Origin of the sequence: Neoalteromonas flava, from assembly GCF_002807685.1 — a bacterium.
Taxonomy (GTDB): Bacteria; Pseudomonadota; Gammaproteobacteria; order Enterobacterales; family Alteromonadaceae; genus Alteromonas_E; species Alteromonas_E flava.
Genome location: NZ_PEAX01000008.1, coordinates 96,670 through 111,554, shown reverse-complemented (window position 1 = coordinate 111,554; position 14,885 = coordinate 96,670). Strand labels below are relative to the sequence as shown.

General features: G+C 45.4%; 23 protein-coding genes. 5 read left to right on the top strand and 18 right to left on the bottom strand.

Annotated elements, in window-relative coordinates:
- The first annotated feature begins 230 nt into the window (after positions 1–230).
- Positions 231–1,040: a hypothetical protein gene (locus CSH92_RS16310; protein ID WP_100658713.1), complete on the top strand. Its 810-nt coding sequence runs from the start codon at positions 231–233 to the stop codon at positions 1,038–1,040.
- A 382-nt stretch (positions 1,041–1,422) separates the two neighbouring features.
- A complete protein-coding gene (locus tag CSH92_RS16305) occupies positions 1,423–2,964 on the top strand; it encodes a methyl-accepting chemotaxis protein (protein ID WP_100658712.1) in 1,542 nt (513 codons plus the stop codon).
- Between the two features lie 62 nt (positions 2,965–3,026).
- On the opposite strand, the gene rplQ is transcribed toward CSH92_RS16305, so the two are convergent.
- The 17 genes from rplQ to rplN all read right to left on the bottom strand — a co-directional run bounded on the left by rplQ (position 3,027) and on the right by rplN (position 11,530).
- A complete protein-coding gene (rplQ, locus tag CSH92_RS16300) occupies positions 3,027–3,425 on the bottom strand; it encodes a 50S ribosomal protein L17 (RefSeq protein WP_100658711.1) in 399 nt (132 codons plus the stop codon).
- Positions 3,426–3,463: 38 nt separating this feature from the next.
- A complete protein-coding gene (locus tag CSH92_RS16295; RefSeq protein ID WP_100658710.1) occupies positions 3,464–4,453 on the bottom strand; it encodes a DNA-directed RNA polymerase subunit alpha in 990 nt (329 codons plus the stop codon).
- A gap of 20 nt (positions 4,454–4,473) precedes the next feature.
- Positions 4,474–5,094 (bottom strand): 30S ribosomal protein S4, encoded by a 621-nt coding sequence (gene rpsD, locus CSH92_RS16290; RefSeq protein WP_100658709.1) that lies wholly within the window; start codon positions 5,092–5,094, stop codon positions 4,474–4,476.
- A gap of 24 nt (positions 5,095–5,118) precedes the next feature.
- Positions 5,119–5,508: a 30S ribosomal protein S11 gene (rpsK, locus tag CSH92_RS16285; RefSeq protein WP_100658708.1), complete on the bottom strand. Its 390-nt coding sequence runs from the start codon at positions 5,506–5,508 to the stop codon at positions 5,119–5,121.
- A 15-nt stretch (positions 5,509–5,523) separates the two neighbouring features.
- Positions 5,524–5,880, bottom strand: a complete 357-nt coding sequence (gene rpsM / locus CSH92_RS16280) for a 30S ribosomal protein S13 (RefSeq protein WP_100644257.1) — start codon at positions 5,878–5,880, stop codon at positions 5,524–5,526.
- A 153-nt stretch (positions 5,881–6,033) separates the two neighbouring features.
- The gene (gene rpmJ / locus CSH92_RS16275) at positions 6,034–6,147 is read right to left on the bottom strand and encodes a 50S ribosomal protein L36 (protein ID WP_013343810.1); all 114 of its coding nucleotides are present in this window, start codon (positions 6,145–6,147) and stop codon (positions 6,034–6,036) included.
- Positions 6,148–6,183: 36 nt separating this feature from the next.
- The gene (gene secY / locus CSH92_RS16270) at positions 6,184–7,503 is read right to left on the bottom strand and encodes a preprotein translocase subunit SecY (RefSeq protein WP_100658707.1); all 1,320 of its coding nucleotides are present in this window, start codon (positions 7,501–7,503) and stop codon (positions 6,184–6,186) included.
- 5 nt (positions 7,504–7,508) lie between these two features.
- Positions 7,509–7,943, bottom strand: a complete 435-nt coding sequence (rplO, locus tag CSH92_RS16265; RefSeq protein ID WP_100658706.1) for a 50S ribosomal protein L15 — start codon at positions 7,941–7,943, stop codon at positions 7,509–7,511.
- 3 nt (positions 7,944–7,946) lie between these two features.
- The gene (rpmD, locus tag CSH92_RS16260) at positions 7,947–8,126 is read right to left on the bottom strand and encodes a 50S ribosomal protein L30 (protein WP_100644263.1); all 180 of its coding nucleotides are present in this window, start codon (positions 8,124–8,126) and stop codon (positions 7,947–7,949) included.
- 6 nt (positions 8,127–8,132) lie between these two features.
- On the bottom strand, positions 8,133–8,633 hold the full coding sequence (gene rpsE / locus CSH92_RS16255; protein WP_100658705.1) for a 30S ribosomal protein S5: 501 nt from the start codon (positions 8,631–8,633) through the stop codon (positions 8,133–8,135).
- 9 nt (positions 8,634–8,642) lie between these two features.
- Positions 8,643–8,996 carry a 50S ribosomal protein L18 gene (gene rplR, locus CSH92_RS16250; RefSeq protein ID WP_100644395.1) on the bottom strand — a complete coding sequence of 118 codons (354 nt, stop codon included), beginning with the start codon at positions 8,994–8,996 and terminating at the stop codon, positions 8,643–8,645.
- Positions 8,997–9,008: 12 nt separating this feature from the next.
- Positions 9,009–9,542: a 50S ribosomal protein L6 gene (gene rplF / locus CSH92_RS16245; RefSeq protein ID WP_100658704.1), complete on the bottom strand. Its 534-nt coding sequence runs from the start codon at positions 9,540–9,542 to the stop codon at positions 9,009–9,011.
- Positions 9,543–9,555: 13 nt separating this feature from the next.
- Positions 9,556–9,948, bottom strand: coding sequence for a 30S ribosomal protein S8 (rpsH, locus tag CSH92_RS16240; RefSeq protein ID WP_100658703.1), 393 nt, complete (start codon positions 9,946–9,948; stop codon positions 9,556–9,558).
- A gap of 12 nt (positions 9,949–9,960) precedes the next feature.
- On the bottom strand, positions 9,961–10,266 hold the full coding sequence (gene rpsN / locus CSH92_RS16235) for a 30S ribosomal protein S14 (RefSeq protein ID WP_100658702.1): 306 nt from the start codon (positions 10,264–10,266) through the stop codon (positions 9,961–9,963).
- Positions 10,267–10,277: 11 nt separating this feature from the next.
- Positions 10,278–10,817 (bottom strand): 50S ribosomal protein L5, encoded by a 540-nt coding sequence (gene rplE, locus CSH92_RS16230; protein WP_100658701.1) that lies wholly within the window; start codon positions 10,815–10,817, stop codon positions 10,278–10,280.
- Between the two features lie 17 nt (positions 10,818–10,834).
- Positions 10,835–11,149 (bottom strand): 50S ribosomal protein L24, encoded by a 315-nt coding sequence (rplX, locus tag CSH92_RS16225; RefSeq protein WP_100658700.1) that lies wholly within the window; start codon positions 11,147–11,149, stop codon positions 10,835–10,837.
- A gap of 12 nt (positions 11,150–11,161) precedes the next feature.
- Positions 11,162–11,530 (bottom strand): 50S ribosomal protein L14, encoded by a 369-nt coding sequence (gene rplN, locus CSH92_RS16220; protein ID WP_100644285.1) that lies wholly within the window; start codon positions 11,528–11,530, stop codon positions 11,162–11,164.
- 373 nt (positions 11,531–11,903) lie between these two features.
- Here rplN and CSH92_RS16215 point away from each other — a divergent pair, with 373 nt between their 5' ends.
- Both CSH92_RS16215 and CSH92_RS16210 read left to right on the top strand, forming a co-directional pair.
- Positions 11,904–12,209: a hypothetical protein gene (locus CSH92_RS16215; RefSeq protein ID WP_100658699.1), complete on the top strand. Its 306-nt coding sequence runs from the start codon at positions 11,904–11,906 to the stop codon at positions 12,207–12,209.
- A 17-nt stretch (positions 12,210–12,226) separates the two neighbouring features.
- Complete coding sequence (locus tag CSH92_RS16210; protein WP_100658698.1) at positions 12,227–12,436, top strand: hypothetical protein; 210 nt, start codon at positions 12,227–12,229, stop codon at positions 12,434–12,436.
- Positions 12,437–12,522: 86 nt separating this feature from the next.
- Here CSH92_RS16210 and CSH92_RS16205 read toward each other — a convergent pair whose 3' ends face one another.
- The gene (locus tag CSH92_RS16205) at positions 12,523–13,080 is read right to left on the bottom strand and encodes a hypothetical protein (RefSeq protein WP_100658697.1); all 558 of its coding nucleotides are present in this window, start codon (positions 13,078–13,080) and stop codon (positions 12,523–12,525) included.
- Positions 13,081–13,302: 222 nt separating this feature from the next.
- On the opposite strand from CSH92_RS16205, the gene CSH92_RS16200 reads away from it, so the two are divergent.
- Positions 13,303–14,877 (top strand): sensor domain-containing diguanylate cyclase, encoded by a 1,575-nt coding sequence (locus CSH92_RS16200; protein WP_100658696.1) that lies wholly within the window; start codon positions 13,303–13,305, stop codon positions 14,875–14,877.
- The last annotated feature ends 8 nt before the right edge of the window (positions 14,878–14,885 follow it).

Genomic DNA, 14,885 nt, shown 5'->3' with positions numbered 1-14,885 from the left:
GTATTATTCTCTTTTTAAGGCCTGAAAGATGTGAACCAATTGCACTAACGATTGAGACGTATCCATAGGTGAAAATACGCGTCAAAGTTGCGTTTTTTGCTCACTTTGCGTACTTTACATTTATTAACATTTTTTAACAATTTTATGAACTAACGTTGCTCTCTGGGGTCAACCTTAGTCGATGAAGCTTTATTGCAAGGATGCAGTATCAGTAAATGGTGTAATGAAGTATGCGTAAATCTGTTATCTCAACTACCTTGCTATTGGCAATAGGCTTAAGTGCCCCCGCATTAGCGGTGCCTCCGCCAGAGCCGATTATTGAAGATGCACAGGCAAGCGAAGCTCAACCGCCGAATGAAAGAACTGCACTTAAAGCTTCATTCATTCATCGCCAAATGGAGAATAACGCGAGTATAGGTCGTGCAATAAAAAGTATTGCCAGTCATTACCCACAAGAAATCGCAACAATCGTTGATGTTGCTTTAGATACCTACCCAGATAAATATCGTGAAATTATTTACGCCGCAATTTCAACTCAGCCCACTGCGACTGAAGAAATAGTTAAAATTGCGATTGAAAAAGGCGTGAGTGAATGCCCTAACATTGTTGAGTTGGCGATTTTGGCTGAGCCAAGTTATGTAAACTTTGTAGTCACAGCCGCGGCCGACACAACACCTGAAGAATTACAAAACATTGTTAGGGTTGCAGTTGTAACCGAGCCCGATAGTGCTGACCGCATCGTACAAACCCTGTCAAAAGAGCACCCAGACGATATGGTGAGCATCTTGACCACCGCGATTGGAGCGGTGCCATTCGTCGGTGAATATATTGTTGACGGGCTTTTGGCATTATTCCCCGAGAAAGCGGAAACGGTGGTCGAAACTGCTGTACGTGAATCATCACAACAGCGTGAACAAATCATTCGCATCATTGAAACTGCAGAGAATCGCGGAGTAGACGCTGAACAATTGAAAGCTTCAGCGCGCAAAGGCGGAGCCACTGAAGAAGAAATTGCTTTGGCGACGAACCGAAATAAATAGTCAGTTTCCAACACCCACTGCAAATTATTCCTAGGTTGAGACTATCCCGTAATTTGTTTGCACTCATATGCCTATATCGCTTCGCGCCGGATTGAGTTGCACAAGAAAAATAATGTATTCATATAAATGCAAGAATATAGATTGTTATCTATACTCATTTACGTCTAAACGAAACACTCTATAAAGAGTGGATAACCTTAGATTTTAAATCGTATATATTTCATTGGATGTACGGATTTTGCAGCCGCTACATGGAAAGCAATCCATAAGTTACATAAGTTGCTATGGGCCGGCGTAATGGACAAAAAATTTTTCATAAATTTTCAAATACTACAAAACTAAACTTTTATTGTATTTTTGTTTAATTGCTCGGGGCCATGGTGTGAATATAAAAACAAAACTGATCTTATCCCTATCTATTTTAACCCTCATTATTATTGGCATTGGTGCAATGTCGCTCAATAGCTTATCGAGATTAGGACAACAGGATAAGATTTTTCAATCAATCTCAACCGCAGATTTACGTTTATATCAAGCACGACTCGCTCAAGCGGATTACATCATTACCCAACAGCCAGAATTTGTGGACAAAGTGGGCAAATACCTTTCCCAAGCTAATACTGAACTAGACAACGTGCTATCGATGATGGAGGTCGAAGCAAGCAGAGACCAAGTTGCTCAAATTAAAGATGCCATAGGTAACTATCAAAGCTTATTTGACCGATTGGTAAGAACAGATTCAGCCAATCGATCGGCAGCATTGACCGAACAAATACTAGGTGCTGCGAATGAAGCCTCTAGAACTTCAGATAGCTTGTTGGCAGAAGAAACACTAATTGCACAGCAGGTTCGCGATAGTGTTAGTAGTGTCATCGTGTGGATTGTAGTCATCGCAATGATAGTGAGCACTATTATTGCCTTTCGATTGGTACAAAATATCATCCAGCCCTTAAAGCTTAGCAATAGAATTGCCAAAGCTATAGCTGACGGAGACCTCACTTATTCTGTGCAAGTTGAAGGAAGCGATGAGTTTGCATCCCTCAATTTAGCGTTACTTAGTTCTATAGAAACCCTCAAATCTACAGTCTCCAATATCGTCGATGTGCAGCACCGCTTGCATGATATCAGCGTTGATGTTGAACGTTCGGTAAAGGACGCAAACGCATCAGTGGCAGGTCAACAATCTGAAACCGCGCAACTAGCAACTGCGTTGGAGGAATTAGCCGCGTCTACTCAGGAAATTGCTCGTAATGCCGATGGAGCAGCGGAGTCCAGTGCGAAGACAGAGAAAGAAGCACTGAGCGGAGATGCCGTTGTTAAGCAGTCGCGTGATGCCATGCAAAAATTATCTCAGGCTTTACAAACCGCGTCAGAAGTCGTGGCTCGGCTAGATAATAACTCCAAAGCGATTGCCAAAATAGTTCAGGTCATTCAAGAAATCGCTGAACAAACCAACTTACTTGCACTAAACGCGGCAATAGAAGCCGCTAGAGCCGGTGAGCAAGGGAGAGGTTTTGCGGTAGTAGCAGATGAAGTACGGAAACTTGCTCAACGAACGCAAACCTCGACGACGGAAATCAATCAATTAGTCGAAGTGATTCAGCAAGGTGCAACAGATGTTGTGAATGTAATTGAAGCCGCTAATACCGAGTCTAGTGGCGTTGAAGCACTGACCAACGACGCATCGAAGGCATACACAAGCATCATCGAGTTAATTAATAATCTTGCTGACTTGAATACCCAAGTCTCAGTCGGCGCCGCAGAGCAAGCGTCGGTTAGCGAGGTAGTGAGCCAGAATGTTGTAACCATTAAACAACTCTCGGATAGTAATACGCAGGCCTTACACAACATTACGCAACAGACCGTTAAGCAATCTAAAGAAGCGGATTCGTTGAAACAAATGGTGGCGTTTTTTAAAGTTTAAAGAATTTACTCATAGACAATAAAAAACCCGGCATAAGCCGGGTTTTTTAATTCAGTAATTGCTTACTCTTCAATTGCTTCGACTTCTTCAACGTCTTCAACAACTGGACGGTCGACTAATTCAACGTAAGCCATTGGCGCACTGTCACCAGTACGTAGACCACATTTCAAAATGCGGATATAGCCACCTGGACGTGCTTCGTAGCGAGGTCCAAGTTCGTTGAATAATTTACCTACAACTTCTTTATCACCTGTGCGGGCCATCGCCAAACGACGATTAGCTACACTGTCTTGCTTCGCAAGTGTGATTAAAGGCTCGATAACGCGACGCAATTCTTTCGCTTTTGGCAACGTAGTTTTGATCACTTCATGCTTAACCAATGAACCAGCCATGTTCTTAAACATTGCTTGGCGATGGCTGCTGTTGCGATTCAACTGACGACCACTTTTACGATGGCGCATAGTTTTATCCTTCTCTAAAAATCAGACCTAGGGGCTGATTAATCTCTTTCAGCGATGCTCTCTGGTGGCCAGTTCTCTAGGCGCATACCTAGTGAAAGTCCACGTGATGCGAGCACATCTTTGATCTCAGTAAGCGATTTTTTACCTAAGTTAGGAGTCTTCAACAACTCAACTTCGGTGCGCTGTACTAAGTCACCTATGTATTGGATAGCTTCCGCTTTCAAACAGTTTGCAGAACGAACCGTTAACTCTAAATCATCAACTGGGCGAAGCAGGATCGGATCGAACTCTGGCTTCTCTTCTTTCGCTACTGGCTCTGAAATATCGCGTAATTCTACGAATGCATCTAGCTGTTCAGCTAAGATGGTTGCAGAACGACGGATAGCTTCTTCAGGGTCTAAAGTACCGTTAGTTTCCATATCAATGATTAGCTTGTCTAAGTCTGTGCGTTGTTCAACACGCGCAGCTTCAACCGCATAAGAGATACGCTCAACTGGGCTGTATGAAGCGTCAACTAATAAACGACCAATAGGACGATCATCTTCTTCAGAGGAACGACGCGTCGCCGCTGGAACATAACCACGGCCCATCTCAACCTTTATGCGCATGCTGATTTCTGTGTCGCCAGTAAGCGTACAGATCAAATGCTCAGGGTTGACGATTTCTACATCACCGTCGTGCTGGATATCACCAGCCGTTACCGGGCCCGCTCCAGATTTCACCAAGGTTAGCGTAGTTTCGGTTTTACCCTCTAACTTCACAGCCAAACCTTTTAGGTTTAGCAAGATCTCGATGACGTCTTCCTGCACGCCTTCTTTGGTGCTGTACTCATGCAAAACACCATCGATCTCTACTTCAGTTACCGCACAACCCGGCATAGAAGAGAGCAAGATACGACGTAACGCATTGCCTAAAGTATGACCAAATCCACGCTCAAGTGGCTCCAGTGTTACTTTTGCACGCGTAGGAGAAACGTTTTCGATTTCAACCAATCTTGGTTTAAGGAATTCAGTTACAGAACCCACAATGTATCCTCTTTAGTTACACTTTACTTAGAGTAAAGTTCGACGATCAACTGTTCGTTTATTTCGGCTGACAAATCAGTTCTTTCAGGAATACGCTTAAACGTACCTTCCATTTTCGAGTTGTCGACTTCAATCCACGTTGGCTTTTCACGTTGGTCAGCTAGTTCAAGAGCTGCCACGATACGTGCTTGCTTCTTCGCTTTTTCACGAACAGACACCACGTCATCAGCTTTAACGTTGAACGATGGGATATTTACCACTTGGCCATTCACAAGAATTGCTTTGTGGCTAACAAGTTGACGCGCTTCAGAGCGAGTACTTGCAAAACCCATGCGGTAAACAACGTTATCAAGACGCTGTTCAAGAAGTTGCAACAAGTTTTCACCGGTGTTGCCTTTTAAACGTGCCGCTTCTTTATAATAGTTACGGAACTGTTTTTCTAATACGCCATACATACGACGTACTTTTTGCTTTTCACGCAACTGAACACCGTAGTCAGACAAACGGCCACGACGGGCACCATGTTGACCAGGCGCAGTATCGATTTTACATTTAGAATCGATTGCGCGAACGCCGCTCTTAAGGAACAAGTCTGTGCCTTCGCGACGGCTAAGTTTGAGTTTAGGACCCAAATATCTTGCCATGATCTTTCTCCTGTTGTCCGTCGATTAAACGCGACGTTTTTTCGGTGGACGACAACCGTTGTGAGGAATAGGGGTCACATCGGTAATGTTCGTGATCTTGTACCCAGTCGCATTAAGTGCACGGATCGCAGACTCACGGCCTGGACCTGGACCTTTAACGAACACTTCTAGGTTCTTCAGACCGTATTCTTGTGCAGCAACGCCTGCGCGCTCTGCAGCTACCTGAGCAGCAAATGGGGTAGATTTACGTGAACCACGGAAACCAGAACCACCAGAAGTCGCCCATGCCAAGGCATTACCTTGACGATCTGTAATAGTCACAATTGTATTATTGAAAGACGCATGGATATGAGCCATACCGTCAGCAACCTGACGTTTTACGCGCTTACGTGCGCGAGCTGGTGCTTTTGCCATAACTTATTCTCCCCGTTACTTCTTAATAGGTTTACGAGGACCCTTACGAGTACGCGCATTAGTTTTAGTGCGCTGTCCACGTAGAGGCAAGCTACGACGGTGGCGAATGCCACGGAAGCAACCAAGGTCCATCAAACGTTTGATGCTCATCGAGACTTCACGGCGTAAATCACCTTCAACGGTGAATTTCGCTACTTCGTCACGCAGCTTATCAATAGTTGTTTCATCAAGATCTTTGATCTTGGTAGTTTCTGCAACACCTGCTGCTGCACAAATAGTCTTTGCGCGAGTAGCACCGATGCCGAAGATTGCTTGGATTGCAATCACAGCATGCTTGTGTTCCGGAATGTTAATGCCAGCGATACGGGCCATTAACAGCACTCCTCTAAATTAATGTCGACGACCTAAAAAGCCCGATAGGATACTTACCCGTCGACCAAATTGCAATTTAAACGCTCATTTACTATGCAACTTGCGTGGCTTCAATCGCCGAGGCCACGCAAAGTAAATTGAACGCAACGTTGATTAGCCTTGCCTTTGCTTATGCTTTGGCTCACTGCAAATCACGCGCACAACACCGTTGCGCTTGATGACTTTACAGTTACGGCACATCTTTTTAACGGATGCACGAACTTTCATTACATCACTCCGTAGTACGCAATCGTCAGGCCGGCCTTAACGACCGATGCCCTTCAGATTGGCTTTCTTGAGAACAGAATCATATTGATGTGACATCAAATGAGTCTGCACCTGCGCCATAAAGTCCATGATGACCACTACAATAATCAGTAGTGAAGTACCGCCGAAATAGAATGGAACATTCCAAGCGATCAACATGAATTCAGGCACTAAACAAATAAAGGTTATGTAGAGCGCACCAGCTAATGTGAGGCGAGTCATTACCTTGTCGATGTAGCGAGAAGTTTGCTCACCTGGGCGGATACCCGGGATGAACGCACCCGACTTTTTCAAGTTATCAGCTGTATCACGTGGGTTAAATACCAACGCAGTATAGAAATAACAGAAGAAAATAATCGCTGCTGCATACAACATCACGTACAACGGTTGACCTGGCGATAGCAACAAAGCTACGTCGGCTAACCATGCCGTGGATTCATTCTGACCAAACCATCCAGCAATTGTTCCTGGGAACAAGATAATGCTCGATGCAAAGATTGGCGGGATAACACCAGCCATATTAACTTTAAGCGGTAAATGCGTGCTTTGAGCAGCAAATACCTTGCGGCCTTTTTGTTGCTTAGCGTAGTTAACTACGATGCGACGTTGTGCGCGCTCAACAAATACCACTAGGTACGTTAGAGCCATAACAATCGCGCCAATCAACAACAAGAACAATAAGTTAATATCACCTTGGCGTGCTTGTTCCGCTGTCTGACCCAACGCTGTAGGTAGACCGGCAACAATGCCCGCAAAGATCAGAATAGAGATACCGTTACCGATACCTCGCTCAGTAATTTGCTCACCTAGCCACATGAGGAACATAGTTCCTGTCACTAGACTCACTACGGCTGTAAAGTAGAACGCGAAGCCTGGGGCAATCACCAAACCCTGGATTAGGTTGGGGAGTCCGGTCGCAATACCAATTGACTGGAAAGTCGCCAATACTAGCGTTAAGTAACGGGTATATTGACTGATCTTACGACGCCCTGCCTCACCTTCTTTCTTAAGCTCTATCATCGGTGGGTGTACCACCGACAATAGCTGCATAATAATGGAAGCTGTGATGTAAGGCATAATGCCCAGGGCTAGCACTGACGCACGCTCTAGAGCACCACCGGAGAACATGTTAAACATTTCTACGATAGTACCTTTTTGCTGCTCAAATAATTGAGCAAGCACAGCTGGGTCAATGCCAGGGATCGGCACATAAGAACCAAGCCTAAATACAACGATCGCACCGAATACGAACAACAATCTTGATTTAAGCTCGCTCAAACCGCCTTTCGCGCCTGAATCCAATCCTGGTTTAGCCATCTAGCTTATTCCTCTACTTTACCGCCGGCAGCTTCAATCGCTTCACGCGCACCTTTTGAAACCTTTACACCGCTAACCGTTACTGCACGAGAGATTTCACCGCTCTTCATAACTTTAACGAACTGAATGTCTTTCTTAACCAGACCTGCAGCTTTCAAAGTTTCAAGAGAAACAGTGTCACCCTCTACCTTAGCTATTTCAGATAGTGTCACTTGGTCAGAAACCAAGCCTACACGTGATGTGAAACCAAACTTTGGTAAACGGCGTTGGATTGGCATTTGTCCGCCTTCGAATCCTGGCTTAACTGAACCACCAGAGCGGCTCTTTTGACCTTTGTGACCACGGCCACCAGTCTTACCTAAACCAGAACCGATACCACGGCCCAAACGCTTACCCGAATTTTTCGCTCCTGGAGCAGGAGCAAGAGTATTTAAACGCATCTTTTACTCCTCCACGATCTCAACCATGTAATATACACGGTTGATCATGCCACGAACGGCTGGGGTATCTTCCAACTCACGTACACGACCAATCTTACCAAGACCTAAGCCAGTCAAAGTGGCTTTATGCTTTGGCAATCGACCGATCGCACTTTTCGTTTGTTTGACTTTTAAAGTTGCCATTTTCAATTACCCCAAAATTTCATCTACGGATAACCCACGCTTAGCAGCAACTTGCGCTGGAGAGTTCATATCTACCAAGGCATTGATTGTTGCGCGTACAACGTTAATTGGGTTAGTTGAGCCGTAACATTTTGAAAGTACGTTCTGTACACCAGCTACTTCAAGTACTGCACGCATCGCACCACCGGCAATGATACCGGTACCTTCAGATGCAGGCTGCATGTAAACTTTAGAGCCAGAGTGACGACCTTTAATAGGGTGCTGTAGAGTGTGACCGTTCAAGTCAACGTCAACAAGATTGCGACGTGCTTTTTCCATAGCTTTCTGGATAGCAGCAGGCACTTCACGTGCTTTACCGTAACCGAAACCTACGCGGCCATTACCATCACCAACCACTGTCAAAGCAGTAAAACTAAAGATGCGACCACCTTTAACTACTTTAGATACACGGTTTACGGCAATGAGCTTTTCTAACAGTTCACCGTTTTGAACTTCTTGTTTAGCCATGGTTATCTCCTAGAACTGAAGACCGGCTTCACGAGCCGCGTCAGCCAATGCTTTCACACGACCGTGGTATTTAAATCCGCTACGATCGAAAGCAACGTCTTTGACGCCTTTTTCGATTGCGCGCTCAGCAATTGCTTTACCGACTGCCGCCGCTGCTTCTGCATTACCTGTTGATTTAAGACCTTTCTTAAGATCTGCTTCAACAGTAGAAGCCGCCGCCAATACTTCAGAACCGTTTGGAGCGATTAACTGAGCATAAATGTGGCGAGGTGTGCGGTTAACTACCAAGCGATGCGCGGCCAGTTCACTGATCTTCTTACGTGCACGAGTTGCGCGACGTAAGCGAGCTGTTTTCTTATCCATCGTATCACCCACCTACTTTTTCTTAGCTTCTTTACGCAGAACATTCTCGTCTGCATAGCGAACACCTTTACCTTTGTAAGGCTCTGGTGGACGATAGCCGCGAATGTTGGCTGCAACCTGTCCTACCACCTGCTTATCAGCGCCTTTGACGACGATTTCAGTTTGGCTAGGAGTTTCTACCGAAATACCAGCAGGCATTTCGTAAACAACAGGGTGTGAGAAACCTAGTGTAAGGTTTAGTTTGCTACCTTGAGCTTGCGCACGGTAACCAACACCTAACAACTGAAGTTTTTTCTCAAAACCTTCTGATACACCAACAACCATTGCATTCAACAATGAACGCGCAGTACCCGCTTGGGCCCATGCATTCGCAACACCTTCACGAGGAAGTGCTTTAAGTTGCTGTTCTTCTTGAACAACTTCTACTGCATCGTTGAATACGCGAGTTAGCGTACCGTTTTTACCTTTAACAGTGACTTCTTGACCAGCGATAGATACTTCTACACCTGATACAACGTCGACTGGAGCTTTAGCTATACGTGACATTCTACTTCTCCCGTTACGCTACATAACCGATGATTTCACCGCCCATGCCAGCTTTACGCGCCGCACGGTCAGTCATCACACCTTTAGAAGTAGACACGATAGCAACGCCTAAACCACCCATTACTTTTGGTAACTCATCTTTTTTCTTATAGATGCGTAGACCAGGGCGACTTACACGCTCAATTGTGTCGATTACTTGCTTACCTTCGAAGTACTTAAGTGTTACTTCTAAAGTAGGCTTAACGTCACCAGATACCGCGAAGTCAGTGATATAACCTTCGTCTTTCAATACTTTCGCAATAGAAGTGCGAAGTTTTGAAGAAGGCATAGTCACAGCAACTTTCTGCGCCATTTGGCCGTTACGGATGCGGGTGAACATATCCGCGATAGGATCTTGCATACTCATATCAGCTACTCCTTACCAGCTGGCTTTCTTAAGGCCAGGGACTTCACCGCGCATCGCAGCTTCACGAAGCTTGATACGGCTCAGACCAAATTTGCGTAGGAAACCGTGTGGACGACCCGTTACACGACAACGATTCTGTTGACGTGCACGACTTGAATCACGCGGTAATGATTGTAGCTTTAGAACAGCATCCCAACGCTCTTCTTCAGAGGCGTTAACATCGCTGATAATCGCTTTTAATGCTGCGCGTTTTTCTGCGTACTTAGCAACAAGCTTAGAACGCTTCACTTCGCGAGCTTTCATTGATTCTTTTGCCATAACCCTACACCTTACTTTTTAAACGGGAAGTTAAACGCAGACAATAATGCGTGCGCTTCTTCGTTCGAGTTCGCGCTGGTAGTGATAGTGATATCCATACCGCGAATCTTATCAACCTTATCGAAATCGATTTCAGGGAAGATAATTTGCTCACGAACGCCCATGCTATAGTTTCCACGGCCATCAAACGACTTCGGGTTTAAACCACGAAAATCGCGGATACGTGGGATTGCAATTGAGATTAAACGCTCAAGGAATTCCCACATACGCTCGCCGCGCAGGGTTACTTTACAGCCAATCGGATAACCTTCACGGATTTTGAAACCCGCGACAGATTTGCGTGCTACAGTAACAATCGGCTTCTGACCTGCAATTGCAGTCATGTCAGCTTGAGCATTCTCAAGTACCTTCTTGTCAGCTACAGCTTCACCTAAACCCATGTTTAGAGTGATTTTTTCAATCCGAGGGACTTGCATGACGCTTTTGTACCCGAACTGCTTCGCAAGTTCAGCTACTACTGTTTCTTTATAGAAATCATGCAGTTTCGCCATCGTACTCTCCAATTAAATTAAACGAGTTCGCCGTTAGACTTGAAGAAACGAACTTTCTTCTCGCCTTCTAAACGGAAACCAACACGATCAGCTTTGCCCGTTGCCGGGTTAACGATCGCTACATTTGAAACGTGAATTGATGCTTCTTTCTCAATAATACCGCCAGCTTCGCCCAATTGTGGGTTTGGCTTTTGGTGTTTCTTGATCACATTCACACCTTCTACAATGACACGGTTATCAGACGTTAGGACTTTTTTGACTTTACCAGTCTTGCCCTTGTCTTTACCTGCCAATACGACTACTTCATCATCACGACGAATTTTATTAGCCATTATCGTGACTCCTTATAGTACCTCTGGGGCCAGTGAGATAATCTTCATGAACGAATCGCCACGAAGCTCACGGGTAACCGGGCCAAAGATACGCGTACCAATAGGTTGCTTGTTGTTGTTCAACAAGACAGCTGCGTTGTTATCAAAACGGATAGTTGAACCGTCTGGACGACGAACGCCTTTCCTCGTACGCACCACCACTGCATTCAGTACGTCACCTTTTTTTACCTTACCGCGAGGAATTGCTTCCTTGACGGTAACTTTGATGATGTCACCGATATGTGCATAACGGCGATGCGAGCCACCAAGAACCTTAATACACTGAACCCTGCGAGCGCCGCTGTTGTCGGCAACATCCAGGTTAGTTTGCATTTGGATCATGTTAGTGCTCCGCTGTTAAATTACGACTCATATGAGCCACTAAAGCTGCTAAAAACGGGACCTTGCGGCCAATTTTTAACCGTACCCCGATAAAAAGGGCGCGAAATGATAACAGAAAAGAAATCCTAGTGACAGTCGAATTTTGAATTATTTTTAAACAACCCGTCGCTTCCCATGCGTCCACGGTGGAATCGTCGAAATCCGCAGTATTAATGTGGTTGCAGCCAATCGCGTTAGTTTGCGAACAAGGGAAGCATATAGCTCGCTTTAAAGCTTAATAATCCGACTTTAAGTACAGTCGATGTTGATGAGTATTCACGCATAATTGGGACGACCTCAATAAGGAGGTGCGCCCAAAAAAAGGAAATTGATTATGGACATGGATTTTAAGTTACACTCTTCAGAGTTACTGGTACTTAGCGATGATGATTTAAATAAAGTTAACGGTGCCTTTCTAGCAAATATCGGGATGGGAATCGCTGGCGCGCTTGGCGCAATGGCAACCTACTCCATTGCAGGAGGTGTTTCTGGTAGCATGAGTCTTGGCGGATTCGCTGGGTCCGCAGTTGGTGGTTTTATATACGGTGCTAGTGGTTTTAATGCCGTGGGTGGTTACGCTGGCGCAGCAGCTAATGGTGCAGTAAAAGAGTGGGTCGAGTCTGCAACAACTGATGAATAACAAAGCGAGGTGATAACGTGAAATTTAGTAATGCCGGAGTAAAAGGATTAGCCGTTTTTGCTTCCGCCTTAATCAGCCTTGCATTTATCGGCTTGTTGGTATGGTTGTTCGATGTTGGCGACCCAGCGACAATGCTGACATGGGCAGCAATACTGAGCGCAGCAACGGTCATTGAGCTTTATCCAAAATTGCGACGCTGGCTGCTTACTACATCCAAGCAAGTCTAACCGGAATTCGAATGTGCCGGCTACAAGTGCTGCCACATTCTTCTGCGCCAGACTTTATTGAGCAACCTTATTCAACAGGCTAACCATTACCCTTTGCAAGCAGCAACTTCTCTTGGGCGCGGCGTAGCTGCATTGTAATCGCTAACCCAGCAGCGTTCGTATAATGAGCAATAACAAACCTCTAAATCCATGGCCCAGAAATCCTGCATAAAAACATCCGTCAACGCTTTACTTTGTTCATCCAAAGGAAAGGCCACCTGCCAGACATTCTCGCTATTGCCTGGCGCCAACACGAAACCAGAGACCGAGCCTTGATATTCTGCCGCGGGTGATAAGTTTTGTGGTAACGCATTTGCCAGATCAGCCGTATGCTTGATCGTATTATCTCCAATTTTCCACTTGGCCGATTCAATGAAAGCCGGACCGACACCCGCATTGAGTAAATCGAGCTGCAACATGCGATATTGTTTACCATCGTCCAACGTTTTGGTGACAAACTGACTTTTGATTTCGACCACGGGATATACATCAGCATGTTGTTGGTTGCGAATGATCCTGGATTGGTCCCAGCCAACATATAGCGCAACAACGGCCACTAATACTGCGACGAAACTGGCAATGTCTTGCAAATTGAAACGCACCATCACGCATACCTACTGTTCGAAAATCCAATCTGAGGTTAATTTATCCATCACTTGATTGCAAAGCGCAAACCTTGAGAAAATCTTGACGGCCGTTCCCACTCGATGTTTCTCGAACATGTACATAGGCTTTTACATTTAAGCAATTCGCATATTGCAACTGTACATTCCTTGGTTTTTTAAACTATGCTTTTAACAATATAAGTATCAGCATGAGCCTGCGATTTGTATTCGATTCGTAGCTACATTTTATATTTTCTATTGATCTACAGCGCCCTCGTCGTTGCCGTATTCGTTTCCTACCGAATCTTTATTGAGTACCCAAGTGATATCGCCACCATCGAAGAGCACCAAAGGCGTGAACTGGAGAGTTTAAATAAGGGATTTGATAAAAGTCTTGATGGCTTACAAGCCATCGTCACCGATTGGGCGCACTGGACTGATACCTATGATTACGTGCTAGCACCGCAGGATAATCAAAGCTTTGTTGATGACAATATCCTCTCCAGCACGTTTGATACTTTTGAGTTGCTCGCCATTGTTATCTTTGATCGCGACTTCAATCCCGTGATCGCGCAAGGCTATGATCCAAATAACGCAATGTTAGTTAACGCCGACACTATTTTTGAGACAGCACTTTCAAGCCTATTTAGCAATGGCGTTTCCCCAGGCGATGCTTGGCAAAACAGCGGCTGGTTAGCAACCCAGCACGGACCTGCCGCGTTTGCTATTCAGTACATAACGAATAGCAATGAGGATGCAGATCCAGCAGGCTACTTAATGTTTGTTCAAGCCATTACCAACGAGCAGGAAGCAGCGTTAGAATCTATCACCCGATTACAACTAGAATTTACCTCGACCTCACTATCTGATCCCGCTACCCATGGGGTCGTGAGTTTAAAAACGCCGGCGCTGGTAGAAGGGTTTCAATTGCAGCGTAAACGCTTGCTCGACGATTTTGCAGGCACACCAATAATGTTGGTTACCATTACTCATGATCCTCTAAGCGTACCTGAATTGCTCGGTTGGTCCGAAGTGTTCACGCTGCTTTTGCTAATTTTGGTTCCTGCAATTCTGATGCTGGCTATTGACCGGCGCTTGATCAAGCCACTCTGGCGCAATACCAATCAAATCAAAGCCATGGTGGAAAAAGAAGATCTTACACAATTAGCGCAACCCATGCCGGTTGTCGAACTCGAACACATGCGCTTAGCATTTAACAAATCCATCGACTTGGTGAAACATCAGCAGCAACAACTGCTGGCATTATCCATGACCGATAGTCTAACGGGCATCGCGAATCGACGCGCTTTTGATGAACATGCTTCAGCGGCATGGCGACATGCAGTTCGAATGCATGAACCCTTTTGTTTAATTACGATGGACCTTGATTATTTTAAAACTTTCAACGATTCACTCGGTCACCCCGAAGGGGATAAGGCACTGCAAGCGGTCGGAGAAAAACTGCAGGACTTTGCTCGCCGTTCCGGTGAAATATGCGCCCGTGTTGGCGGTGAAGAATTTGCGCTTATCGTGCAAGCAGAAAACGCCGATGTAGCCTCTGCTCGAGCCCAAGCGCTGCGAGACAGCATTCGAGAACTCGCTATTACGCATCCGGCTTCGCCGATCGCTAACATTTTAACTACCAGTATTGGCGTGCTATACATACCTCAAGCAAACATTAGCTACCGCGGCGTGACGCTTTCTGAATTATTGTCGTTGGTGGACAAGAAATTGTACGTCGCGAAGCAGAATGGTCGCGATCAGATCGAGTTTCATGTATTAGAAAAATCTAGCTGATCGCGGAG

Bases quoted from the DNA above. Each gene is read 5' to 3' on its own strand.
- rpmJ (WP_013343810.1), bottom strand. From the start codon at position 6,147: ATGAAAGTTCGTGCATCCGTTAAAAAGATGTGCCGTAACTGTAAAGTC.
- rplN (WP_100644285.1), bottom strand. From the start codon at position 11,530: ATGATCCAAATGCAAACTAACCTGGATGTTGCCGACAACAGCGGCGCT.
- rplR (WP_100644395.1), bottom strand. From the start codon at position 8,996: ATGGATAAGAAAACAGCTCGCTTACGTCGCGCAACTCGTGCACGTAAG.
- rplO (WP_100658706.1), bottom strand. From the start codon at position 7,943: ATGCGTTTAAATACTCTTGCTCCTGCTCCAGGAGCGAAAAATTCGGGT.
- secY (WP_100658707.1), bottom strand. From the start codon at position 7,503: ATGGCTAAACCAGGATTGGATTCAGGCGCGAAAGGCGGTTTGAGCGAG.
- rpsN (WP_100658702.1), bottom strand. From the start codon at position 10,266: ATGGCAAAAGAATCAATGAAAGCTCGCGAAGTGAAGCGTTCTAAGCTT.
- rpmD (WP_100644263.1), bottom strand. From the start codon at position 8,126: ATGGCAACTTTAAAAGTCAAACAAACGAAAAGTGCGATCGGTCGATTG.
- CSH92_RS16205 (WP_100658697.1), bottom strand. From the start codon at position 13,080: ATGGTGCGTTTCAATTTGCAAGACATTGCCAGTTTCGTCGCAGTATTA.
- rplF (WP_100658704.1), bottom strand. From the start codon at position 9,542: ATGTCACGTATAGCTAAAGCTCCAGTCGACGTTGTATCAGGTGTAGAA.
- rpsH (WP_100658703.1), bottom strand. From the start codon at position 9,948: ATGAGTATGCAAGATCCTATCGCGGATATGTTCACCCGCATCCGTAAC.
- rpsD (WP_100658709.1), bottom strand. From the start codon at position 5,094: ATGGCAAGATATTTGGGTCCTAAACTCAAACTTAGCCGTCGCGAAGGC.
- rplE (WP_100658701.1), bottom strand. From the start codon at position 10,817: ATGGCGAAACTGCATGATTTCTATAAAGAAACAGTAGTAGCTGAACTT.
- CSH92_RS16215 (WP_100658699.1), top strand. From the start codon at position 11,904: ATGGACATGGATTTTAAGTTACACTCTTCAGAGTTACTGGTACTTAGC.
- rpsM (WP_100644257.1), bottom strand. From the start codon at position 5,880: ATGGCCCGTATCGCTGGCATTAACATTCCGGAACACAAGCATGCTGTG.
- rplQ (WP_100658711.1), bottom strand. From the start codon at position 3,425: ATGCGCCATCGTAAAAGTGGTCGTCAGTTGAATCGCAACAGCAGCCAT.
- rpsK (WP_100658708.1), bottom strand. From the start codon at position 5,508: ATGGCAAAAGCACCAGCTCGCGCACGTAAGCGCGTAAAACGTCAGGTT.
- CSH92_RS16310 (WP_100658713.1), top strand. From the start codon at position 231: ATGCGTAAATCTGTTATCTCAACTACCTTGCTATTGGCAATAGGCTTA.
- rpsE (WP_100658705.1), bottom strand. From the start codon at position 8,633: ATGGCTAAACAAGAAGTTCAAAACGGTGAACTGTTAGAAAAGCTCATT.
- rplX (WP_100658700.1), bottom strand. From the start codon at position 11,149: ATGGCTAATAAAATTCGTCGTGATGATGAAGTAGTCGTATTGGCAGGT.